This window comes from Cytobacillus gottheilii (genome assembly GCF_001636345.1).
Classification (GTDB): domain Bacteria; phylum Bacillota; class Bacilli; order Bacillales; family Cytobacillaceae; genus Cytobacillus; species Cytobacillus gottheilii.
Genome location: NZ_KV440945.1, coordinates 2,279,062 through 2,301,455, shown reverse-complemented (window position 1 = coordinate 2,301,455; position 22,394 = coordinate 2,279,062). Strand labels below are relative to the sequence as shown.

The window sequence follows — 22,394 nt, the reverse complement described above, 5'->3', positions numbered from 1 at the left end:
AACAGCGAGATGACGAAGAGTTTGAAAATTCAATCAAATTCATTATGCTGTTTTTAATGGAAATACAATATTGAAGGTGGTTCCTTTGTTAAGTTCACTTTCAATATACACCTTGCCATTATGGCTTTCTATTATTTTAAAACTAACCATTAAGCCCAATCCATTTCCATTTTTCTTGGTTGTATAAAATGGATCTCCAATTTTCATCAATTTATCCTGCGGAATTCCCACACCAGTATCCTGAATAGATATGGTCAATTTTTCATCCATATTTTCAATCTTTATCTTAATCGTCCCTCCGCCAGGCATCGCTTCGATTCCATTTTTAATAAAATTTAAAAATACTTGCTTGAGGCGATTTTCATCACATTCAATTTGGATGATAGGTTCCTCCGATTCAAAATGGATATTCACATTCCGTTTTCTGGCTTCAAATTCTAATAAAGAAATGACATTTTCAATGATGGGAATAATGTTTTTTTCTTCTAGTTGAATAGCCTTTGGCTTTGCCAGCACCATAAAATCCTCTACGATCGAATCTACACGGTCAATTTCATCTAAGATAATGTCAATAAACTCTCTGCGTTCATCATTTTGTTCATCTAATAGAAGAAACTCGGCATAACCCTTCATGGATGTAAGAGGATTGCGGATTTCATGTGCAACTCCCGCAGCAAGCTGGCCAACAGCAGCCAGTTTATCTTGCCTATGCAATAATTCTTCTGACTGCTTTCTTTCTGTAATATCATTTCTGATTGCTAAATATTGATATGGTCTTCCAGATTCATTTATAAAGGGGACAATCGTTGTGTCTACCCAATAAAATGAGCCATCCTTCGCCCGATTTCGAATCTCCCCTTTCCATACCTCTCCGCTGCCGATGGTTTTCCAGAGGTCTTTGAAAAATGAAGAAGAATGATAGCCTGAATTCAAAATAGAATGATCCTGTCCGATCAGTTCCTCTCTTGAATACTTTGATATTTCACATAGCTTATCATTTACGGAAAGAATCTTCCCTTTTGCATCCGTAAAAGCGACAATTGAAGACTGATTTAAGGCAAAAGTGATATCACTCACTTCCTTTAAACTTTCTTTCAAATGAATTTCTGCAGTTTTTAAAGGTGTAATGTCAGTACGGATTGCTACATATTGGTATGGTCTCCCATTTGCATTTAAAAAGGGCACGATTGTTGTTTCAACCCAATAAAGACTTCCATCCTTTGCTCTGTTTTGAATTTCCCCTCTCCACGTCTCACCTGCAGAAATAGTAGTCCAAAGATCTTCAAAAAAAGATGATGGATGATAATTAGAATTAAGAATACTATGCGTCTTCCCAATCAATTCTTCTCTTGAATATTTAGAAATCTCAACAAACTTGTCATTTACATATGTTATGACACCTTTTGGATCTGTAATAGCGACAATTGATGATTTGTCTAATGCAGATTGTATATCTGTAAGAAGATGATCGCTGGCAGAGAGTTTTTTATTCGTTACAGAGCTAGAGCCTACCATACCGCCAAGAATGACAAATCCAACAAATGTGAGCAAATAGATGGCATAGGAGCCAGGTTCAATATTTATTAATGGCTGAAATGCAGACTGAATAGAAGAAGCCCTGATCAGCAGTAAATACCCTTCAATATTTGCGCCAGTCATTATAAGGGCACTAACAGGTTTTAACCAGCTGCGATGCCTTTTTGAAACATGCTTTTTGAAGAACAAAAGCCAAAGTGAAAATGAGAATGATAAAAAAATTAACAATACAGAAATCATTAATAGGATCGGATGAAACGTAATTAACTTTCCAATCGCAAACATGCCTGTTATATGAATGGCTAGCACAGCCAAAGTTAAGAAGAATCCGCCAATCAGAATTCTTCGATATGACATCTTTTTATCAATGATATTCAGAAAAGCCAAACCGGTAAAACAAATGCCAAACAGCATAGATAAAATGATAAAAATGATATGATAATTCCCGGATCCTTCAATATTAAGTGCAAGCATTCCAATAAAGTTCATCAGCCAAATACCAATGCCCAATGAAAATGTTCCACCAATAAACAAAAACTTTCTATTGCTTTCTTTAGAATGTATTAAACTGAATAAGTCAAGAGCAGTATAGGTTGCCATAAAGGTTAGGCCAATAGCTACTAATATTAAAATAGGGCTGAAGGAAATAATGTCATTCATTAAAATAAGTCAGACTCCTTTTTCTAAGCTTTCAATATTGATTGTAATGGAAACACATTCTAGATGGAAGAGGATTTTCCAAATGACAAAACAAGCGTCAAAATAATAATTTTCAAAAAAATGAGAAAAAACCCTACACAAGAAAGAAAATTTACAGTATACTGTATCATAACAGGTAATAAACAAAAAATCTGTATTATAAAAAGGAGTGTTTGTTATGATGCAAAGTCCAGTTGAATTCTTCCGGAACCTGCCTAAAAAACAATGCCCAGAATGCGGCCAACCTTTTTCGGAACAAGCTGAATCCTATTTAGTGGAATGCCAGGAATGCACGAATAAACATATTAATAAATAAAGCTTGTCCTTAATTTAATACTCTCCTGAATACTGATTAAAGCAGTTGATTGTATGTTCACCGTTTTTTTAAGCTAGTTTGATTATTAAAGCTGTTAACAATCCTATTTAAGAGGCTGGGACATAAGTATTTAACACTTTCATAGAACCGAATGGTTAAGAAGTCATCTTTCTAATCATTCGGATTTTTTTATGATTATAAAATATATTTTATTAACATGAGTGAAATGGAGCGGGCTAACGTATACTCGCAAACCATGAATATGGATATTCGTGGTTTAGAAATAGTATTTTCATTTTGTGACAGCCTCATTTTTAATTTGATTATTTAGAAAAATCTATAAAAAAGACAATCTTTCATGTATAATAGTTAGAGTATCGAAATAAAAAGGCAAATAGGAGGATTATAATGGAACAAACTATTTCTAAAAGACTTCATCGTTCAGAAGTGCCTGAAAAGCTAACATGGGATTTAACCGCTTTATTTCCTTCTGATGAAAGCTGGCATAAAGCTGTAACAGCCATTGAGAATACTTTACCGGAAGTAACTGCCTATAAAGATAAATTACATGAAAGCAGTGATACTTTATTAGAATGTCTGCTTGCATATGAAAATCTGATGATTTCATTTATACAAGCTGCTACATATGCTTCACTTAAGCAATCAGGCGATGGCACAGATCCAGAAAACCAAGCCAATTCTTCCGTTATCGCTTCATTGCAGGCAAAAGTAAGTGCTAATCTTTCATTCATAGAATCAGAAATTCTACAATACCCTGAAGGAAAAGTTGAAGAGCTTGTTAAAAACGATCCGCGGTTTTTACCTTTTGCTCGTTTTCTTACTGACTTGCTGCAATCGAAAAAGCACCGTTTATCACCAGAAACCGAAGAAGCGTTAGCATCTCTTGGCGAAGTTCATGGTGCTCCATACAGGATATACAATGCTGCGAAGCTAGCTGACATGCCATTTGAAAATTTCACTGATGATGATGGGAATGTTCTTCCCAATTCGTTTGCCCTTTATGAAGATAAATATGAATTTTCACCAAAGGCAGATGTAAGAAGAAATGCTTTTAAAGCTTTTTCATCCACCCTCCATCACTATAAAAATACCTTTGCAGCTGTCTATTCAGCTGAAGTGAAAAAGCAGGTTGCTCTATCTACGTTACGCGGGTACGAGTCTGTTACACAAATGCTACTAGATTCTCAGGATGTTACGGAAGAGATGTATCATAACCAGCTTGACATTATACAGACGGAGCTTGCTCCGCATATGAGGAAATTCGCAAGCCTTAAGAAAAAGATTCTTGGTCTTGAGGAAATGCATTTTGCAGATTTAAAAGCTCCACTTGATCCGGATTTCAATCCAAATACAAGCTACGAAGAAGCTTGTGAAACCATACTTGAATCCTTAAAGGTGATGGGTCCAGAATATAGCGAGATTATGAAAAAAGGATTAACAGAGAGATGGGTTGATTTATCTGATAATATTGGAAAATCAACAGGAGCCTTTTGCTCAAGTCCATACGGAGCACATCCATATATCCTGATGACTTGGACTGATACAATGCGTGGAGCATTTGTCCTTGCTCATGAACTTGGTCATGCCGGACACTTTTATTTGGCGAATAAAGAACAGCGCGTCATGAGTACTAGACCTTCCACTTATTTTGTAGAAGCTCCATCCACATTAAATGAACTATTGCTCGCACAGCATTTAATGTCCAATACAACTGATGTTAAAATGAAAAGATGGGTAATCCTGCAGCTTCTTGGAACGTACTATCACAACTTCGTTACCCATCTGTTAGAAGGAGCATTTCAGCGTAAAATTTATGATTTGGCGGAAAAAGGCATTCCTCTAACAGCTGCAAAATTATGTGCTGAGAAGAAAGCTGTGCTGACTTCCTTCTGGGGAAATGACGTAGTAATTGATGATGATGCAGCCTTAACATGGATGCGTCAGCCTCACTATTACATGGGATTATATCCATATACGTATTCTGCCGGGTTAACTGCTTCAACCGCAATGGCTATTAAAATCCGTGACAATGGATCAAAAGCTGTTGAAAGCTGGTTAAATGTATTAAAAGCTGGCGGAACAAAGAAACCATTAGACCTTCTTCAAATGGCTGGAATTGATATGTCTCAGCCTGAGCCAATTAAAAGTGCTGTTCACTATGTTGGATCACTTATAAAAGAATTAGAAGAAAGTTTCTAATAAGAAGGACACAAAAAACCCTCTCCGTATTCGGAGGGGTTTTTTCCGCTTTATGAAAGGATAAATCAGCAGCAAACCATTTTTTCCACCACATAAAGTGCAAGAGCAACAAGGTCTAATTATTAGATTTGTCTCCTGGAAGGAATTTAAAAGCCGTGAGACCATTAATCTTTTTCTTTTTAATTTTGAATTGCAGGCAGCTCCCTGATTTCCGCAGTTGTCTCATTTCCACATAATGGACATTTTAAATCATCAGAAGCAAAATCCTTACGCATCCAGCCGTTGCAGCTATCAGTTGAACACGAGTACACTTCCGTATCCAGCATTACTATTTCCGGTGTATCATCTTGGCCTTTTCTGTTGAAGAACACCATAACGCCCCCTTTTATTGTTAGTATGGACAAATGAGGGGAAATTATGATAAAAATCCTTTTTTTACTATATTTATTGTTCGTCTAGCTACTCAGTTGCATCGTTTACGGTGTTTGAGTCAAGCTGTTTTGCTTTTATTGATATTGCTATATCAACATCCTCTATATAACCTTGTGAGTTTTCGCTGTCGTACGGAGCAACACTATTTTGTTCATCACCAATTAATCCTGATGAAAAATCATCAAACGGAATATATTCATCTGTTTCAATATGAAAGATTTCTCGCATTGGAATATTTTCATTCTGCATTACTGAATCCTCCCTTCTCCATTTATTGTTAAACATAATTTTGAATAACATACAGAAACGAAGAAAAAACTTGTTTTTCAGATCCAGAAATCAGAGTGAAAGTGATAAGAACAAACTGCATAATTTAAGAGCGAAACTCCGTAATTTTTTTTAGATAATAATAAAAGCCCTCCATAACAGAGGACTTCAACTTTAGCCAGAAGTAACAATGTATTTCTTTTGTTCCGCTTTTTGCATCTGTATCAGACCGATTGTAAGAATAACGCCCAATAACGCTAAAATGGCAAAAAATAAGTAAACATGAAAAATGCTGTACTCTTCAAAAATAATTCCTCCCAAAAACGTACAAAACCAGTTGCCTAACCCATTTCCAATCGCAGAATATAGCGTAATTGCTGTAGCCGTTATGTGTAAAGGTGTTATTTGTCTTAAATATTGGAGTGCAGCAGGAATAAATAAACCGATTGATATCCCTTGAAATACAGCTGTCGCATACACAACCCATAAACTTGGCTCTGTAAAATAAAGAAGCCAGCGGATTAAGGAAACACCAGATGCAAGTAACATGATTCTCAGTAAACCAAGTCTTTGAATCAGTCCCCCAGCAGCTTTCATAAAGGGAGCTTCCGATAAAACAGCAATTAAAAAGGCTACCCCTATGCCCGTATAGGTCCCTCCGCTTCCTTCAATAAAAAGACCAAAATACGTATTGTTGGCTAGATTAGGTCCAAAAATCAAAAACGTAACGATCAGGAAAAGCAGAAATTTTTTCATGGTCAGAATCTCTTTTACGCCCAGCAGCAGATTGGGCTTCTGCGTCTTTTTTTCCGTTGGCATCTTCCACGCTAAAAGGGAAGCAAGCACCAGTGCTGAAAAAAAGGAAATAAAAATAACCTGGTTATTCCATTCTGAAAGTCTGCCCATGATAAAGACAGCAAGTCCGAAACCCAAAGATCCAAACAAACGAATATTCCCGTAATTGTAACCGACTTTGCTTGTGTAGCTAATAGAAATACTATCTGAAACTGGGATGATTGCACTCTGAAAAATGGCCACAAGAACCGCAATAAAAAAGATCGCAGTATATCCGCTAAAAGCTATATATCCTAAAGCAAAGCTCCCTGCGATAAAAGTAGTAAGAGTCAGAATTTTAATTGGCGCGTTTGTTTTATCAGAAATCATCCCCCATAACGGCTGAAAAAAGATCATTACAACGGGATTTATCGACATAATGAGGCCAATTTGATATCCATTTAAGTTTTCTGCTTCACTTAAATAAACGCTTAATAACGGCATCATGCTTCCAACCGCAAAGAAGGTAAGCAAGTAAAATCCCTGCATGGTTATAATTGTTTTTCTTATTGATGTCATAGTCAATCACCATTTCTTTAAAAATTCGTATAAGTTCCATTTAGCTGCCCTAATTTAGCATAAAATCTATTTTAGCACTATTTAATATGCAAAAGAGAGTAGTTTAACCATTTTTATGCTGATTGCACTTGAAATTCTTTTGAAAAAGGTCATTGTTATGATGTATTGGAATGCTTCAACTATTATTCATATCCTCCCTATTCCGTATTTCTATTCTATAATTTTAAAAAAAATAAAAATAACTCTTTACTGAAAACGGATTCATGTTACAATATTAAACGAACAAGTTGGATGTCAGACGTCTGTTCTCCAAGCAAACGTTTACAGTTAACTTGTACAAGTCTATACAACTACGAATCTATCAATTGAGGTGTTAAACAATGAATATTATTTGGGGATTATTTGGGATATTTACGATTTTCATGATTGCCTTTTTAATGTCAGAAAACCGTAAAGCCATTAATGTCCGTACCATTATTGGCGGTCTTCTCATCCAATTTATATTTGCTTTTCTTGTACTAAAATGGGATCTAGGCAAATCTGCACTTGAAAAAGTAACATATGCAGTCAATGATGTAGTCGGCTATGCAAATGAAGGAATTAACTTTCTTTTTGGCGGATTTTTTCAAGAAGGAACGAATATAGGATCAGTTTTTGCTTTTCAGGTTCTTCCAGTCGTCATTTTCTTTTCATCGCTAATTTCTGTCCTCTATTATACAGGGATTATGCAGGTCGTTATTAAGTTTATCGGTGGCGGTCTTTCCAAACTGCTTGGCACAAGCAAGGCAGAATCCATCTCAGCTGCTGCTAATATTTTCGTCGGACAAACCGAAGCTCCTTTAATCGTTCGCCCTTTTATTAATAGAATGACAAAATCAGAGCTTTTTGCTGTCATGACCGGCGGACTTGCTTCTGTAGCAGGTTCTGTCTTAATCGGTTATTCATTGCTTGGTGTCCCTTTAGAATATTTACTGGCAGCCAGCTTTATGGCAGCACCTGCTGGTTTAATTATGGCTAAAATGATGATTCCTGAAACGGAAAAATCTGAAACTACAGATGACATTACAATTGAAAAAGATACTGATTCTGTAAATGTTGTAGATGCAGCCGCTAAAGGAGCAAGTGTCGGTTTACAGCTTGCTTTGAATATCGGAGCTATGTTATTGGCATTTATAGCTTTAGTCGCATTAATTAATGGTTTATTCGGCTTTGTTGGCGGCCTATTTGGATATGAAAACCTAACAATTGAAATGCTTTTAGGTTACATATTTTCTCCTCTGGCTTTTGCCATCGGTGTTCCATGGGCTGAAGCCGTTCAGGCTGGCGGCTACATTGGCCAGAAGCTTGTGTTAAATGAATTTGTTGCATATTCTGATTTTGCACCTGAAATCGGCAATTTATCTGAGAAGACATCTCTAATTATTAGCTTTGCACTTTGCGGCTTTGCTAATATTTCTTCAATGGCAATTCTGCTAGGCGGACTTGGAAATCTGGCTCCTGATAGAAGAAATGATATTGCTAAGCTTGGATTGAAAGCTGTTATTGCTGGAGCTCTCGCTTCACTCTTAAGTGCTGCGATTGCTGGAATGCTATTTTAATAAATATGAGTCTAAGTCTTACTTTTCTTAGCCATTAATAGACCCGAACTATTAACAGATATTTGCCCCTTTTATCTGTTTAATGGTTCGGGTCTTTTTGTGCGCTTTGCTTACAAAATTTAGATTTGCAGAAACGGAACGGAGCACCTCGATTCTGGAAAGAACTAGAAGAAAGATTGCGCATTTAGGAAGCGAGAATCCGGCGTAATAGAACGAACAGCGCATATTATGATCATTCGTCTTTTCACTTGATTATTTATAATTGTCCCTACCTCATCTTCTAATCTATTTGTAAATAGTAGATTATGTCAAAATTTATCAGAATTTTTATACTATTCTTTATTGAAAGTTTATTGGTAGAAATGATAACATATTTATGTAAGCGTTTCCTTTTTTGTTTTACCTACTTTATTAATGATTTAGGAGGAATTGCAGATGAGTCAATTAACGGCAGCATTAAAAGAAAAAGTTGAGAGATTCCTATCAGGGAAAAAGAAACTTTATATCAATGGACAATTCGTAGAAAGTAAATTTGAGAAAACCTTTGAAACTTTTAACCCGGCAACTGGTGAAGTTCTTGCACACGTATATGAAGCCACATCAGAAGATATAGACCTGGCAGTTCAGGCGGCCCGTCGAGCGTTTGATGAAGGAAGCTGGTCTAAACTGACTGCTGCAGAAAGAAGCCGTCTTATGTATAAACTGGCTGATTTAATGGAAGAAAACAGTGAAGAACTTGCCCAATTAGAAACGCTTGATAACGGGAAACCGATTCGGGAAACCTCTGCCGCAGACATTCCTCTTGCCATTGAGCATATGCGCTATTATGCAGGCTGGTCTACTAAGATCACTGGCCAAACCATTCCTGTTAACGGTTCTTACTTTAACTATACTAGACATGAAGCTGTAGGGGTTGTCGGTCAGATAATTCCTTGGAACTTCCCTCTTCTAATGGCAATGTGGAAGCTTGGTGCTGCCTTGGCAACAGGATGTTCAGTTGTGCTGAAGCCTGCTGAGCAGACTCCATTGACCGCTCTCTATTTGGCTGAATTAATTGATGAAGCAGGCTTTCCTGAAGGAGCAATAAATATTGTTCCTGGATTTGGAGAAACAGCTGGACAGCCGCTTGTAGATCACCCTCTTGTTGATAAAATTGCTTTTACCGGTTCGACAGAAGTAGGAAAAATGATTATGAAAAATGCTTCAAAAACATTGAAACGAGTTACGTTAGAGCTTGGAGGCAAATCACCGAACATCATTCTGCCTGATGCAGATTTAACGAAAGCTATTCCTGGTGCTCTAAATGGGGTTATGTTTAATCAGGGACAAGTTTGCTGTGCTGGTTCTCGTGTGTTTATTCAGAAGAAACATTACGACAACGTCGTTTCTGATATGGCCAGCCATGCTCAATCAATTAAACAAGGGGCTGGCTTGCACAGTGACACGGAAATTGGACCGCTTGTTTCAACCGAGCAGCAAAAACGTGTTCTTGGCTATATCGAAAAAGGAGTAAACGAAGGTGCTGAATTGCTTGTAGGCGGAAATAAACCTCAGGAACAAGGCTACTTTGTCTCTCCTACCATTTTCGCTAACGTCAATGATGACATGACTATTGCCAAAGAAGAAATTTTTGGACCTGTCATTTCAGCAATGCCTTACGACGATTTAGATGAATTAATTGCCCGTGCAAACAAGAGTGAATATGGTCTTGCAGCTGGAGTTTGGACGCAGGATATTAAGAACGGTCATTATATTGCAAACCGCTTGCGTGCTGGTACAGTCTGGGTAAATTGCTACAACGTTTTTGATGCTGCATCTCCATTTGGCGGCTATAAACAATCCGGTATGGGCCGTGAAATGGGCTCCTATGCACTGGATAATTACACAGAAGTCAAAAGTGTATGGATTAATATGAATTAATTCTAACAAAACCGGGAAGAACTCTTTCCCGGTTTTAAATATGCCAAAATTGAACGAAATACATCTTGGTGTCGTTCACATTCCTCACTCCCCCTTCCACCTATCAATAATCGAATATAAACAAAGTGACATTTCACACATTTGTCACTTTATTAGCGTGTTCACATATTATCCATAGGAATATTTTACGGTATTCATTATCTTAATAGTGGGAGGGGAAATCATGAAAAAGATCTATATCATTTGCAGTTTAATTGTGGCAGTGGGGATTACTGCAGGGATTTCATTTTTTATCATTCGTGATCATATGGCGACAATTCCAGAAAATACAACCCTTGTGACCATGAATGGAGAAACATATGATTTTGCTCAGTCGGAAAAGAAATTAAAGCTAGTGGAATTCATGTATACTCATTGCCCTGATATTTGTCCGACGACAACGCAAAAAATGAATTTATTAAAAAGTGACTTACAAAAAGAAGGTGTTTTTGGGGAGAATGTACAGTTTCTAACCATTACGATAGACCCCTATCGTGACACTCCTGAAATCATGAAAAATTATATGAATACTTTTGAAATTGAAGATGATGGTAATTGGATTATGCTTACTGGCGATCAAGATGGTATGAAGCAAGATCAGCAAGAAATACTTGATCTGGCAAATACCTTCAAATTCCAATACCGAGATCCGGGAGATGGTTTTTTTGTACATAGCACATTTGTATATCTATTAGACGAGAATAATCGTTATATTAAGAAATTTCCAATGGGAGAAGAATTCAGCAAAGAAGAAGTTTACAATAAAATTATGAATGAAATCTGAATATGACCTTTATCAAACAAAAAAGCGGATGCTTATGCACTCGCTTTTTTATATTTATATGTAGTTTCTCATGACGCCGCTAAATAAAAGCTTCATTCGGCGCCAAGCTTAAATGGAGCCAGCTCCAGCTTTTGTCACCCATACAAGATCTATGTTTAATTCGTGGCAGTAGGCAATGTTTTACTTGCATGTAAGGACAAAATTGCTTGAGTTCTTGGCTTTGTAAAGCTAACTTTAATTCCCGACTTTTTTAATCGATTAACTAATTCTACCAGCTGCTTTTTGGCCATTTGACATACTCTCCTTCTTACCTGCCGTTTATAAATTCATTGTACAGGATAAATATGAAAAAACTATGAACAATTTTAAAAAAATTGTTCTTTTTTATGATTTTCTTTTTTACTATTTTCCCTGCAGCAGTTCTTGTAAACGTTCTGCATTAACTAATTCTCTGCGTTTTCGTTAATTCCTTTATAATCTGCACTGTAAATGTTATAATTCTAGAGATTATGTACATTTGGAGGAATTTAAATAAATGTTAAGTGTTAGCAATGTCAGTCTTCGTTATGGAGATCGTAAGCTTTTTGAAGACGTTAATATTAAATTTACACCTGGGAACTGCTACGGCTTGATCGGAGCAAATGGTGCGGGAAAATCTACCTTTTTAAAAATTGTTTCTGGTGAGATTGAATCCCAAACTGGTCAGGTTTCATTGGGACCAGGCGAACGTCTGGCAGTTTTGAAGCAAAACCATTTTGAATACGAAGAACACGAAGTTTTAAAAACCGTTATTATGGGTCATGCTCGCTTATATGAAGTTATGCAAGAGAAGGACGCAATTTACATGAAAGCTGACTTTACAGACGAGGATGGTATGAAAGCAGCTGAACTTGAAGGTGAATTCGCTGAACTTAATGGATGGGAAGCAGAGTCTGAAGCAGCTATTTTGCTAAAAGGATTAGGTATTGAAGAAGATCTTCATACGAAAACAATGGCTGATCTCTCTGGTTCTGAAAAGGTGAAAGTTCTTCTTGCTCAAGCTCTATTTGGTAAACCAGATGTACTACTTCTTGATGAGCCGACAAACCATTTGGATATTAAGGCGATACAATGGCTTGAAGAGTTCTTAATTAATTTTGAGAATACTGTTATCGTTGTCTCTCATGACCGTCACTTCTTAAATAAAGTTTGTACGCATATTGCCGATTTAGATTTCGGAAAAATTCAAATCTATGTAGGGAACTATGATTTCTGGTACGAATCTAGCCAGCTTGCACAGAGAATGGCTTCTGATGCAAACAAAAAGAAGGAAGAAAAAATAAAAGAACTGCAAAACTTTATTGCTCGTTTCAGCGCTAATGCTTCAAAATCGAAACAAGCTACTTCCCGTAAGAAGCTGTTAGATAAAATTACATTAGATGATATTAGACCATCATCCCGCCGTTATCCTTTTGTAGGTTTCACACCTGACCGTGAAATCGGGAACGACCTTCTTCGTGTTGATGGAATCAGCAAAACGATTGATGGTGTCAAAGTACTTGATAATATTAGCTTTATTATGAATAAAGACGATAAAATTGCCTTAGTCGGCACAAACGAATTAGCAAAAACAACCCTCTTTAAAATCCTTGCAGGAGAAATCGAGCCTGATGAAGGTACTTTCAAGTGGGGTGTTACTACATCACAATCTTATTTTCCTAGCGATAACTCGAAGTATTTTGAAAATAGTGATGTGAATCTTGTTGATTGGCTGCGTCAATTTTCGCCTAACGATCAAAGCGAAAGCTTCCTGCGCGGTTTCTTAGGCAGAATGCTCTTTTCTGGGGAAGAAGTTTTGAAAAACGCAAATGTTCTTTCCGGAGGAGAAAAAGTTCGTTGTATGCTCTCAAAAATGATGCTTAGCGGCTCTAATGTCCTGATGCTTGATGAGCCGACAAACCACCTTGACTTAGAATCCATTACTGCATTAAATAATGGGTTAATTAATTTTAAGGGATCAATGATCTTTGCTTCGCATGACCATCAATTTATTCAGACCATTGCTAATCGTATTATTGAATTAACTCCTTCTGGAATCATCGACAAGCAAATGACTTACGATGAATATCTTGAAGATCATGATTTGCAGAAAAAGGTAGCTGGAATGTATAAATAATACCGAAGGAGTCAGCAAATAGGCTGACTCCTTTTTTTTCAATGCTTTTTTGTTTTATGACGGGCTGATGATAAACTAATGCCTGATTCTGACTGTGTCGTGCCCTGCCCTTTTACTTCAGGAGCACCTAATCCGGTCTTTGATGGATCCTTCTTTCGCTTTCCCATTTCTAACACCTCCATTCTTATAGTTCTTCTATGGCTCTTTTTTATTCTTCAAAAGAAATTCTGGCATCCTGCTTCAAAAAATAAAAAAAGAGAATTGCTCATAAAAGCAATTCTCGCCAGACTATAGTTCCTAAAGTCTTTTTAATTTACGAACGCCGACTATAATCATTACAAGAATTCCAGCAGCTAAAAATGCATTCACAACCCAGTTTTTATTATCCTCGCTTTTTTCTTCAGCTAGAGGAGGCGCTGCACTTTTTAAATGCTGTGATATATTCTCTTCTGAAGGTTTACGGTGAAGCTGAATGGACTGCACATACGTACGATCCTCATTAAAAAATTGCAACTCTCCATTATCTGATAACTCTTCCCTATACTCATTGTTGGATGGAACGGTAACTTCAATTGTTTGTCCATTTGTTGTATAGACATTTTCTTTATCCTGATAGACTTCATTTTTATCGATACGTTCATGGACATAGGTATTAAATCCATAATCAAAAATCTTTATTGTGTCTTGATAGATATCACGCTTGAAATCGGCTTTTAGGGCAATAGCGGTTAAATTTAATGACCCGTTAGAGGCAGTTGTAGCCAGCGTTTGCTTTGATTCATTTACAAATCCAGTTTTTCCGCCTGTCACCCATTCGTATGGATACTGACCTAGAAGCATTAAATGGTGCGTATATAAAGTAGTATCCCACGATTCTCCCAGCCACTTCAATTCTGTTTCACCAAAAATGGCTCGAAAGGTTTCATTTTGCATTGCATAATTCGTAATTAAAGCTAAATCTTCTGCAGTTGTATAATGATCATCGCTGTATAAACCATGAGGGTTAGTAAAATGAGTGTTTTTCACTCCTATTTTTTCTTCTAAGAATTCATTTAAATGTTTTGAAAATTGATCGATATTTCCGTCAGTGTATTCAGCAATTGTCCATGCTGCATCATTTCCCGAGTTAATTAGCATTCCCTGAAGCAGTTTCAAAAGAGAAACCTGCTCTCCTTCTTCTAAATAAACACGAGTACCAACAACATTTCTTGCAGCCTCACTAACAGTCACAATATCTGATAAATCTCCTTTTTCGAGTGCGTAGATCGCAGTAGCTATTTTCGTTAAGCTCGCAGGAGCCATTTTTTCCTGTGCATTTTTCTCATAGAGGATTGCACCTGTATCTGAATCCATTAAAATAGCGGCTTCGCTGACGATTTCAGGATGCCCTTCTTTTTTTTCTTCAGAAATTTCATTTTCAGCGTAAGTGTAAGTTGAAAAAGGAATCATAATTAAAGATATTAGAACAAATAATATTAGTTTCTTCACAAATAAACACATCCAATACTTAGCCTTTAACCTTTATAGATTGTACCAAAATATTGTCTGTGATTTATAAATGAAATTAAATTGTTAATAAAATGAAATGTTTCTTCCTTTTTTTGAAAAAAATGAGAATTAGTAAGTTTAATGTCCTATTTGAAGTCTCTGCATCTAATTCTTTTTACTTAGATTCTTACCATAAAAGAGATACCTCCGCATATTATATTTGATTACAATTAAAAAAACCTGTCTAATGACAGGAATTTTAATATTGGCATCTGGTCAGTGTTATAGCTTATTAACTGCTGCACCCTCCGCCGCCGCAGCTCGAACAGCTTGAACCTCCACCGCTATCTGAATCTGATGAACTGCTGCACCCAAACCCGGAGCAGGATGATCCTCCTCCTGCATAGTGATCCTTCGTCATTTCTTTCGGCATGTATTCATGCATATGATCTTCAAAAAGATCAGGTTCGTATAGAGAATAAAAGATAATCGCACTCGAAGCATACATATATACTTGAGATTTGTCCGTCCCTTTTTCAAGGGTCAATAAATCTCCATTGTTCATTAAACGATTCGCTTCATTCATTTCATCTTTCATCTTGTGAATTAGATACATTTTTACATCCATGTATTCTTTGCCTGTATTAAAATATTTTTCAAGCAACGCTTCTTCATCCTTATTGCGAAAATCACTAAGAATTTCTTTTTTCATTGGATGTTTAAGAAATGCTCCCCAAATGATCTTACTGTTTTCTTCTACGTTAAATAAACTTAAATAGACCCAATCAAAAAATGCACGTTCTCCAGGAATTGGAGCAGTATTTAAGTTTGGCGCATGGTGTAAATATCCTCCAAAGAACGAATTGCAAAATTGCTGATACTCTCTTGTAAACATCAGCATTTCATGCCAGACCTCATCAGCCTTTGCACTGAACATTGGAACAGATTTTAAAATGGCATTCATGACAAAATACCTTTTCAGCTCATAAATTGCCCAGTCAACCTGAAGAGAAGTCGTTTTTGGAAACTCTCTTAATACTCTGTTAAGCACATTGTCTTCATAGGAAAATGGCAGTGACTGCTCAAGTTTTTCTTCAATTGGCATTGCAGCTGTTATTTGCAGGCCTAAATCATCTGGTACTGGTGTTTTCTTTAAAGTCCCAATTCGTTTTTTAGGTCTGTTTGCTGCTGTAAGGATCACAGCTAAGAAGATCATTATAAAAATAACAATAAAAAATTCCATGCCTCTCCCCCATTTCTTTAGAAAAACATCAAAATTAAAGGAACTGGTATTTAACCATAAGTTATATTTAAATTTTTACACTTCTCCCTCTTTTTGTCTACATGGAAATCACTATGTTCATGTTAAAAAAATGTTTTCTAGATTTTCTAAAAAAAAACATGAAAATAGACAAGTTTGCCTGTCTATTTCGCATACCTTTATAATGGACAAACTATTTGAGGGGGAGAAAAAGGAATGACATTTTTTGTATTAAAAAAGAGAACAATTATCTTGTTTTTGGCTGTGTTAACTGTAGTTGCAAGTGCAGCAGCAGTTATTTACACAAGATCTGAAAATGTTACTGCATTCAGTCCTGCTGCAGGTGAGAATGTCAGAGACATTCACATGGTAACAGGCGAATTTACAACAAACATTGCTGATGGAAAAGAGATGGAAGTTTACCGCTGGGATCCCGGTACCATATTTGTTGAAAAAGGCGAAAATGTAAATTTGAAAATTTTAGGTGTTAATGGAAGTGAGCATCCATTTTACATTGAAGGTACAGACATAAAAGGTGTTGTTAAAAAAGGAGAGGAAACCGTAGTACCATTAAATTTTGCAAAAGAAGGAACATATAAGCTCATTTGTAATGTTCATTCCCACCATGAAAATCATGGTACGATGATTGCATATATCGTGGTAGATTAAAAAATTGACAGATTGTAATATTTTATCAAGTTACCTTATTAAGACAAAACCAGAAAGAAAACGGCTTAGTTTGATTCCACATACATTTTCACATCAATTACCTGCTTCGCATAATCATTCTCAGCTGCTCATTTCCAACTATTTAATATGCAAAAAAGGATGTCCTAAATTTAGATTGGACATCCTTTTTAATGGATAAATACTTATCTTTTTATTTTGAAATAAACATCTGTGTCCAGTAATGGCCATATGATCCGCCTTTTACGTAACCAACACCCATTTGCGTGTAGCTTGAAGAAAGAATATTTTTACGGTGCCCTTCACTATTCATCCACGCAGTCACAACTGCTTGGGCTGAAGTTTGACCTGCAGCTATATTTTCACCAGCTGTTTTATACGTGATTCCAAAGTTTTTAATCATTTGGAATGGTGTACCATACGTTGGTGAATTATGGTCAAAGTAATTCTTATTAATCATATCTTGAGATTTGTATCTAGCAACTCTTGCAAGCTCCCAATTTGATGTTAATGGTTTTAAACCATATTTGACTCTTTCTTGATTTACCAGCTTTAAAACTTCTTCTTCAATCGTTAATGTAGAAGCTGATAAAGATGGTATATTAAGCTTTTGACCAGGATATATCATATTAGGATTTGAAACAGATGGATTTGCACTTATAATCTCAGAAACTCCAACCTGATATTTTAACGCAATTTTCCACATCGTGTCTCCTGTCTGAACACTGTGTACAGACGCTGCAGATGCTGAGGTATAAATTCCAAAGACTAGAGTAACAGACAACATGAAAGTTAGAAGTAGTTTTTTCATAGTCTTAATTAAAACAGATAACTTGCTAATTAAATAGAGGTAAATGTTGCCGAAGTTGCCTAAATTCATTAAAGTCCCCCATAGATTACTATATATAACAGTTCATGTTTTATGACCTATTAATATAATACAGTTATCTATTTACCACTACGTTCATAGTGTAAAATAAATAAAAAATCTATATTTACCAAGTGTTCACAATACGTTCATAATTATTGTGATTGTTTTCACAATAAATCTGTTATACTCAAATTGTAGTTAAGTTGTACCAACTGTTATAAGATATTTAAAATCATTTTTACAGAGGTGACTTGATAATGAAACAATGGAATGGTTTTACTGACGGCAAATGGAATAAAGAAGTAAATGTCCGCGATTTTATTCTTCAGAATTTTAAGCCTTATGATGGAGATGAGTCATTCTTAGTCGGTTCAACTGATGGAACTGACCGATTATGGGAACAAGTTATGGATCTTACAAAGCAGGAGAGAGAAAATGGCGGTGTCCTTGACATGGATACTGAAATTGTTTCAACGATTACTTCACATGGACCTGGCTATTTAAACAAGGATTTAGAAAAGGTAGTTGGTGTACAAACTGATAAACCTTTCAAACGTTCCCTGCAGCCATTTGGCGGTGTCCGCATGGCTGTGCAAGCTTGTGAATCATATGGATTTGAAGCAAGCAAAGAAATGGAAAAAATCTTTACAGAATTCCGTAAAACACACAACCAAGGTGTATTTGATGCTTATTCAGATGAAATGAAATTAGCTAGAAAAGCGGCAATTATTACCGGACTTCCAGATGCTTATGGCCGCGGCAGAATCATTGGTGACTATAGACGCGTAGCTTTATATGGAGTTAACCGCTTAATTCAAGCTAAGAAAGAAGATATCAAAAATTCAAGCAGCGTAATGTCTGAAGAAACAATTCGTCTTCGCGAGGAGCTTTCAGAGCAAGTGCGGGCTCTCAATGAATTAAAACAACTTGCTGCAAGCTATGGCTTTGACATTTCAGAACCTGCAAACAATGCGGCAGAAGCATTCCAATGGCTATACTTTGGTTACCTGGCTGCCATTAAAGAACAAAATGGTGCGGCAATGAGCCTTGGACGTGTATCTACATTCCTTGATATTTATATAGAAAGAGATATCGAGAATGGTACCCTTACTGAAGTTGAAGCACAAGAAATTGTTGATCATTTCATCATGAAGCTTCGTTTAGTAAAATTTGCACGTACACCTGATTATAACGACCTATTCAGCGGAGACCCTACTTGGGTGACTGAATCAATCGGCGGTATGGCAATTGACGGCCGTCCGCTCGTAACAAAAAACTCATTCCGCTTCCTTCATACATTAAAGAACCTTGGACCAGCACCAGAGCCAAATTTAACGGTTCTATGGTCCAAAGATCTTCCTGAAGGATTTAAGAAATATTGTGCGATGATGTCAATTGATACGAGTTCTATCCAATACGAAAATGATGACATCATGCGACCAGAGTATGGTGATGATTATGGAATTGCCTGCTGTGTATCTGCAATGGAAATCGGCAAACAAATGCAATTCTTCGGAGCACGCGCCAACCTTGCAAAAGCATTATTATATGCGATTAACGGCGGCGTAGATGAAAAACTGAAAATCCAGGTAGCTCCTACCTTCTCTCCGATTACTTCTGATGTACTTGATTATGAAGAAGTAATGCAAAAGTTTGATAATGTTATGGAGTGGCTCGCAGGATTATATATCAACACATTAAATGTAATTCACTACATGCATGACAAATACAGCTATGAGCGAATTGAAATGGCATTACATGATACAGAAATTCTTCGCACGATGGCAACAGGTATCGCTGGATTGAGTGTTGTAGCTGACTCATTAAGTGCCATCAAACACGCAAAAGTAAAAGTAATCCGTGATGAAAACGGAGTTGCTGTTGATTTTGAAACAGAAGGTGAATATCCGCAATATGGAAACAACGATGATCGTGTAGACAGCATCGCGGTTGATATTGTTGAAACATTTATGACAAAGCTTCGCAAACACCAGACATACCGCAATTCATTGCATACCATGTCAATCTTAACCATTACTTCTAACGTCGTTTATGGTAAGAAAACTGGCAACACACCTGATGGCCGCCGTGCTGGTGAACCATTTGCACCTGGTGCAAACCCAATGCATGGCCGTGACCGTAAAGGAACACTTGCTTCCTTATCATCTGTAGCAAAGCTCCCTTACGATTACGCACAGGATGGTATTTCTAATACCTTCTCAATCGTCCCTAAAGCTCTTGGTAAAGATGATGAGTCAAGAAAAAGCAACCTTGTTTCCATCCTTGATGGGTATTCCATTAAAGAAGGCCACCATTTAAATGTTAACGTATTTAACAGAGAAACACTTTTAGACGCTATGGAACACCCTGAAGAATACCCGCAGCTAACCATTCGTGTCTCAGGATACGCAGTAAACTTTATTAAACTAACAAAAGAACAGCAACTAGACGTAATCAACAGAACCTTCCACGAAACAATGTAACAAGAAAAGCGAAAGCGCCTTGCTCAGCCCCGACAAGCATAAGGCAAGACAGACGGAAGGTCGTTCTTTGACCTTTTGACTGGATTGACTTATGACCTCGAGGGGCTAGGCGCTGCAGCTAGACAACATGAAAAGCGGAAGGCGCTCGCCCAGGGACGACAAGCTTAAGACAAGATGGCTAGAAGGTTGTTCTTTAACCTTCTGGACAGATTGGCTTAAGACCTCGAGTCCCTAGCGCCTGCAGCTAGACAAACAGAAAAGCGAAAGCGCCTTGCTCAGCCCCGACAAGCATAAGGCAAGACAGACGGAAGGTCGTTCTTTGACCTTTTGACTGGATTGACTTATGACCTCGAGGGGCTAGGCGCTGCAGCTAGACAACAATAAATGCGGAAGGCGCTCGCCCAGGGACGACAAGCTTAAGTCGAGCCAGGCGGAAGGTCGTTCTTTGACCTTTTGACTGGATTGACTTATGACCTCGAGGGGCTAGGCGCTGCAGCTAGACAAACAGAAAAGCGGAAGCGCTCGACCTTCTTACAATGAGAAATCAGCTTCGCCTGATTTCTCCCCTTCTATACTCTTGAATCATGAAAGGAAGATCACAATGAACGGAAATATACATTCTATTGAAACCTTTGGAACAGTTGATGGACCAGGCATTCGATATGTCATTTTTACGCAGGGGTGCCTTCTGCGCTGCCAATTCTGTCATAACGCAGATACTTGGGAGATTGGCACAGGTAAACAAATGTCTGTTTCCGAAATCATTGCTGATTTAAAGACATACCTTCCTTTCATTGAATCATCAGGCGGAGGTATTACAGTCAGCGGTGGAGAACCTTTATTGCAGCTGCCCTTTTTAATCGAATTATTCAAGGAATGCAAGAAGCTTGGTATCCATACTACTATTGACTCTTCAGGAGGATGCTATTCCACCTCCCCTCATTTCCAGAATCAATTAAAAGAAGTACTGAAATACACAGATTTAATATTGCTTGATCTTAAGCATATTGATAAAGACAAACATAAGAAATTAACTGGATTAACAAACGAGCATATTTTGTCATTTGCCAAATTTTTATCAGAGCAACAGATCCCTGTTTGGGTTCGGCATGTACTTGTTCCAACAATATCAGATTCTGAAGAAGATTTGCTCAATTTAGGCCGCTTTATTAGCACTTTAAATAACGTTAAAAAGGTAGAAGTATTGCCTTATCATAAACTTGGTGTTTATAAATGGGAAGCTCTTGGATTAGACTACCCTTTAAAGGATATTGAACCACCAAGCGAAGAAGTAGCTGAGTGGGCTTATCAGCTATTAACATCACAATAATACGAAAAAGCATTCCTCTTGATCAGGAATGCTTTTTTCATACATGTATGAGTGATTAGTGTATATTTCATTTACTGTCCATTGTACAGAAAACAACAACATAATTAATGATTAATAATTAGTCTGCCGTTTTTATATTCAATATGATAACCTGTATATTCATCAAAGTTAACAGTAATGCTGGCACCTGTACGAATAGCTAGATTAATATTATCTTCCAACCCTTTGTCCTTATAAAAACTGTGTTTTTGAATGGCAAAGCTTTTATACTCCGGATCAATAGACAAACTGCCGGTTGAAAACCCACCGATTGGCTCGCCATTCTTAATCAGTGTAAATACATCAGAATTTTTAATACCATACAAGGATGCATCAATGTTTGCAGCAGCATCGATTAAATCTGCAAGATTACTATATTTTGTTTTATCTTCAATTAAATGATAGGTATCCCCTTCTGGAGATACAATTGTCTCAGGATCCTCATTTTTGTCTTCCGTCTTTCCTTCTTGCTTTTCATCATTAGCTGGCTCGGTTTCAGATTGATGATCAACTTCTTCTTTTACTGGTTCTTCTGTTTCACTAGGATCTTCCCTATTTAACTCATTATTAGATTCAGTTTCTTCCTCTTCAGTTTCAGTTACAGCATCCTGACTGTCACTTTTAATCTCCTCATTTACTTGCTCTTCGTTTGCAGAAGCATCATCTGGTCTGCCTTCATAATAAAAAGCTCCTGCAGCAGAAAAGAACAAAGCCGCTACTAAAGTATAAATCCATTTTTTCTTCAAATCATTCACTCCTTTTTGTTGCTTTCATTTGTTTACTTATTAGACGATGCAAAAAACATAAAAGTTGATAATTTATTTAAAAATATTTCAAAAATGTTACAAAATGATTTCAATATCTATCTATCTTTCTACATTTGACGTAATATTTGATGAAAAGTTACAGATATTTC

At 36.9% G+C, this 22,394-nt stretch carries 19 protein-coding genes; 9 read left to right on the top strand and 10 right to left on the bottom strand.

All coding sequences use genetic code 11. The annotated features are described in order from the left end of the window. Window positions 1-42 precede the first annotated feature (42 nt). Window positions 43-2,196, bottom strand: a complete 2,154-nt coding sequence (locus tag A6754_RS11135; protein ID WP_066445200.1) for a PAS domain S-box protein — start codon at window positions 2,194-2,196, stop codon at window positions 43-45. Between the two features lie 217 nt (window positions 2,197-2,413). Between A6754_RS11135 and yhfH the strand changes: the two genes are divergently transcribed. Both yhfH and pepF read left to right on the top strand, forming a co-directional pair. Then, window positions 2,414-2,551, top strand: a complete 138-nt coding sequence (gene yhfH / locus A6754_RS22365) for a protein YhfH (protein ID WP_082851666.1) — start codon at window positions 2,414-2,416, stop codon at window positions 2,549-2,551. Window positions 2,552-2,959: 408 nt separating this feature from the next. Continuing rightward, window positions 2,960-4,771, top strand: coding sequence for an oligoendopeptidase F (pepF, locus tag A6754_RS11130; protein WP_066445197.1), 1,812 nt, complete (start codon window positions 2,960-2,962; stop codon window positions 4,769-4,771). A gap of 179 nt (window positions 4,772-4,950) precedes the next feature. Here pepF and A6754_RS11125 read toward each other — a convergent pair whose 3' ends face one another. The 3 genes from A6754_RS11125 to A6754_RS11115 form a co-directional block, all read right to left on the bottom strand. Next, window positions 4,951-5,145 carry a cold-inducible protein YdjO-related protein gene (locus A6754_RS11125; protein WP_257297443.1) on the bottom strand — a complete coding sequence of 65 codons (195 nt, stop codon included), beginning with the start codon at window positions 5,143-5,145 and terminating at the stop codon, window positions 4,951-4,953. Between the two features lie 85 nt (window positions 5,146-5,230). After that, complete coding sequence (locus A6754_RS11120) at window positions 5,231-5,452, bottom strand: hypothetical protein (protein WP_066445191.1); 222 nt, start codon at window positions 5,450-5,452, stop codon at window positions 5,231-5,233. A 192-nt stretch (window positions 5,453-5,644) separates the two neighbouring features. Further along, window positions 5,645-6,823: an MFS transporter gene (locus tag A6754_RS11115; protein ID WP_066445188.1), complete on the bottom strand. Its 1,179-nt coding sequence runs from the start codon at window positions 6,821-6,823 to the stop codon at window positions 5,645-5,647. A 380-nt stretch (window positions 6,824-7,203) separates the two neighbouring features. On the opposite strand from A6754_RS11115, the gene A6754_RS11110 reads away from it, so the two are divergent. The 3 genes from A6754_RS11110 to A6754_RS11100 all read left to right on the top strand — a co-directional run bounded on the left by A6754_RS11110 (window position 7,204) and on the right by A6754_RS11100 (window position 11,164). Continuing rightward, window positions 7,204-8,421, top strand: coding sequence for a NupC/NupG family nucleoside CNT transporter (locus A6754_RS11110; protein WP_066445184.1), 1,218 nt, complete (start codon window positions 7,204-7,206; stop codon window positions 8,419-8,421). A 435-nt stretch (window positions 8,422-8,856) separates the two neighbouring features. Continuing rightward, window positions 8,857-10,341: an aldehyde dehydrogenase family protein gene (locus A6754_RS11105; RefSeq protein WP_066445181.1), complete on the top strand. Its 1,485-nt coding sequence runs from the start codon at window positions 8,857-8,859 to the stop codon at window positions 10,339-10,341. Window positions 10,342-10,564: 223 nt separating this feature from the next. After that, the gene (locus A6754_RS11100) at window positions 10,565-11,164 is read left to right on the top strand and encodes an SCO family protein (RefSeq protein WP_066445179.1); all 600 of its coding nucleotides are present in this window, start codon (window positions 10,565-10,567) and stop codon (window positions 11,162-11,164) included. 155 nt (window positions 11,165-11,319) lie between these two features. Here the strand turns inward: A6754_RS11100 and A6754_RS23190 are convergent, their stop codons facing one another. Next, a complete protein-coding gene (locus tag A6754_RS23190) occupies window positions 11,320-11,454 on the bottom strand; it encodes a hypothetical protein (RefSeq protein ID WP_257297442.1) in 135 nt (44 codons plus the stop codon). 245 nt (window positions 11,455-11,699) lie between these two features. Here A6754_RS23190 and A6754_RS11095 point away from each other — a divergent pair, with 245 nt between their 5' ends. After that, window positions 11,700-13,319: an ABC-F family ATP-binding cassette domain-containing protein gene (locus tag A6754_RS11095; RefSeq protein ID WP_066445176.1), complete on the top strand. Its 1,620-nt coding sequence runs from the start codon at window positions 11,700-11,702 to the stop codon at window positions 13,317-13,319. A 38-nt stretch (window positions 13,320-13,357) separates the two neighbouring features. Here A6754_RS11095 and A6754_RS22360 read toward each other — a convergent pair whose 3' ends face one another. The 3 genes from A6754_RS22360 to A6754_RS11085 all read right to left on the bottom strand — a co-directional run bounded on the left by A6754_RS22360 (window position 13,358) and on the right by A6754_RS11085 (window position 16,050). After that, complete coding sequence (locus A6754_RS22360) at window positions 13,358-13,486, bottom strand: YuzL family protein (RefSeq protein WP_082851665.1); 129 nt, start codon at window positions 13,484-13,486, stop codon at window positions 13,358-13,360. Window positions 13,487-13,616: 130 nt separating this feature from the next. Further along, on the bottom strand, window positions 13,617-14,807 hold the full coding sequence (locus A6754_RS11090) for a D-alanyl-D-alanine carboxypeptidase family protein (protein ID WP_066445173.1): 1,191 nt from the start codon (window positions 14,805-14,807) through the stop codon (window positions 13,617-13,619). A gap of 292 nt (window positions 14,808-15,099) precedes the next feature. Beyond that, window positions 15,100-16,050 carry a UCP032817 domain-containing protein gene (locus A6754_RS11085; protein WP_066445170.1) on the bottom strand — a complete coding sequence of 317 codons (951 nt, stop codon included), beginning with the start codon at window positions 16,048-16,050 and terminating at the stop codon, window positions 15,100-15,102. A 234-nt stretch (window positions 16,051-16,284) separates the two neighbouring features. Between A6754_RS11085 and A6754_RS11080 the strand changes: the two genes are divergently transcribed. Beyond that, window positions 16,285-16,737 (top strand): cupredoxin domain-containing protein, encoded by a 453-nt coding sequence (locus tag A6754_RS11080; RefSeq protein ID WP_066445167.1) that lies wholly within the window; start codon window positions 16,285-16,287, stop codon window positions 16,735-16,737. A gap of 211 nt (window positions 16,738-16,948) precedes the next feature. Here the strand turns inward: A6754_RS11080 and safA are convergent, their stop codons facing one another. Further along, window positions 16,949-17,566: a SafA/ExsA family spore coat assembly protein gene (gene safA, locus A6754_RS11075; protein ID WP_180320283.1), complete on the bottom strand. Its 618-nt coding sequence runs from the start codon at window positions 17,564-17,566 to the stop codon at window positions 16,949-16,951. Between the two features lie 317 nt (window positions 17,567-17,883). Here safA and pflB point away from each other — a divergent pair, with 317 nt between their 5' ends. Together pflB and pflA are read left to right on the top strand one after the other, a co-directional pair. Then, window positions 17,884-20,109, top strand: a complete 2,226-nt coding sequence (pflB, locus tag A6754_RS11070; protein ID WP_066445165.1) for a formate C-acetyltransferase — start codon at window positions 17,884-17,886, stop codon at window positions 20,107-20,109. A 601-nt stretch (window positions 20,110-20,710) separates the two neighbouring features. Continuing rightward, window positions 20,711-21,439: a pyruvate formate-lyase-activating protein gene (gene pflA, locus A6754_RS11065; protein WP_066445162.1), complete on the top strand. Its 729-nt coding sequence runs from the start codon at window positions 20,711-20,713 to the stop codon at window positions 21,437-21,439. Between the two features lie 104 nt (window positions 21,440-21,543). Here pflA and A6754_RS11060 read toward each other — a convergent pair whose 3' ends face one another. Beyond that, a complete protein-coding gene (locus A6754_RS11060) occupies window positions 21,544-22,224 on the bottom strand; it encodes a hypothetical protein (RefSeq protein WP_066445159.1) in 681 nt (226 codons plus the stop codon). Between the last annotated feature and the right edge of the window lie 170 nt (window positions 22,225-22,394).

What these genes read in the sequence shown, in the direction of transcription:
- A6754_RS11135 (WP_066445200.1), bottom strand. Translation starts at nt 2,196, where the DNA reads ATGAATGACATTATTTCCTTCAGCCCTATTTTAATATTAGTAGCTATT.
- yhfH (WP_082851666.1), top strand. Translation starts at nt 2,414, where the DNA reads ATGATGCAAAGTCCAGTTGAATTCTTCCGGAACCTGCCTAAAAAACAA.
- pepF (WP_066445197.1), top strand. Translation starts at nt 2,960, where the DNA reads ATGGAACAAACTATTTCTAAAAGACTTCATCGTTCAGAAGTGCCTGAA.
- A6754_RS11125 (WP_257297443.1), bottom strand. Translation starts at nt 5,145, where the DNA reads ATGGTGTTCTTCAACAGAAAAGGCCAAGATGATACACCGGAAATAGTA.
- A6754_RS11120 (WP_066445191.1), bottom strand. Translation starts at nt 5,452, where the DNA reads ATGCAGAATGAAAATATTCCAATGCGAGAAATCTTTCATATTGAAACA.
- A6754_RS11115 (WP_066445188.1), bottom strand. Translation starts at nt 6,823, where the DNA reads ATGACATCAATAAGAAAAACAATTATAACCATGCAGGGATTTTACTTG.
- A6754_RS11110 (WP_066445184.1), top strand. Translation starts at nt 7,204, where the DNA reads ATGAATATTATTTGGGGATTATTTGGGATATTTACGATTTTCATGATT.
- A6754_RS11105 (WP_066445181.1), top strand. Translation starts at nt 8,857, where the DNA reads ATGAGTCAATTAACGGCAGCATTAAAAGAAAAAGTTGAGAGATTCCTA.
- A6754_RS11100 (WP_066445179.1), top strand. Translation starts at nt 10,565, where the DNA reads ATGAAAAAGATCTATATCATTTGCAGTTTAATTGTGGCAGTGGGGATT.
- A6754_RS23190 (WP_257297442.1), bottom strand. Translation starts at nt 11,454, where the DNA reads ATGGCCAAAAAGCAGCTGGTAGAATTAGTTAATCGATTAAAAAAGTCG.
- A6754_RS11095 (WP_066445176.1), top strand. Translation starts at nt 11,700, where the DNA reads ATGTTAAGTGTTAGCAATGTCAGTCTTCGTTATGGAGATCGTAAGCTT.
- A6754_RS22360 (WP_082851665.1), bottom strand. Translation starts at nt 13,486, where the DNA reads ATGGGAAAGCGAAAGAAGGATCCATCAAAGACCGGATTAGGTGCTCCT.
- A6754_RS11085 (WP_066445170.1), bottom strand. Translation starts at nt 16,050, where the DNA reads ATGGAATTTTTTATTGTTATTTTTATAATGATCTTCTTAGCTGTGATC.
- A6754_RS11080 (WP_066445167.1), top strand. Translation starts at nt 16,285, where the DNA reads ATGACATTTTTTGTATTAAAAAAGAGAACAATTATCTTGTTTTTGGCT.
- safA (WP_180320283.1), bottom strand. Translation starts at nt 17,566, where the DNA reads ATGAAAAAACTACTTCTAACTTTCATGTTGTCTGTTACTCTAGTCTTT.
- pflB (WP_066445165.1), top strand. Translation starts at nt 17,884, where the DNA reads ATGAAACAATGGAATGGTTTTACTGACGGCAAATGGAATAAAGAAGTA.
- pflA (WP_066445162.1), top strand. Translation starts at nt 20,711, where the DNA reads ATGAACGGAAATATACATTCTATTGAAACCTTTGGAACAGTTGATGGA.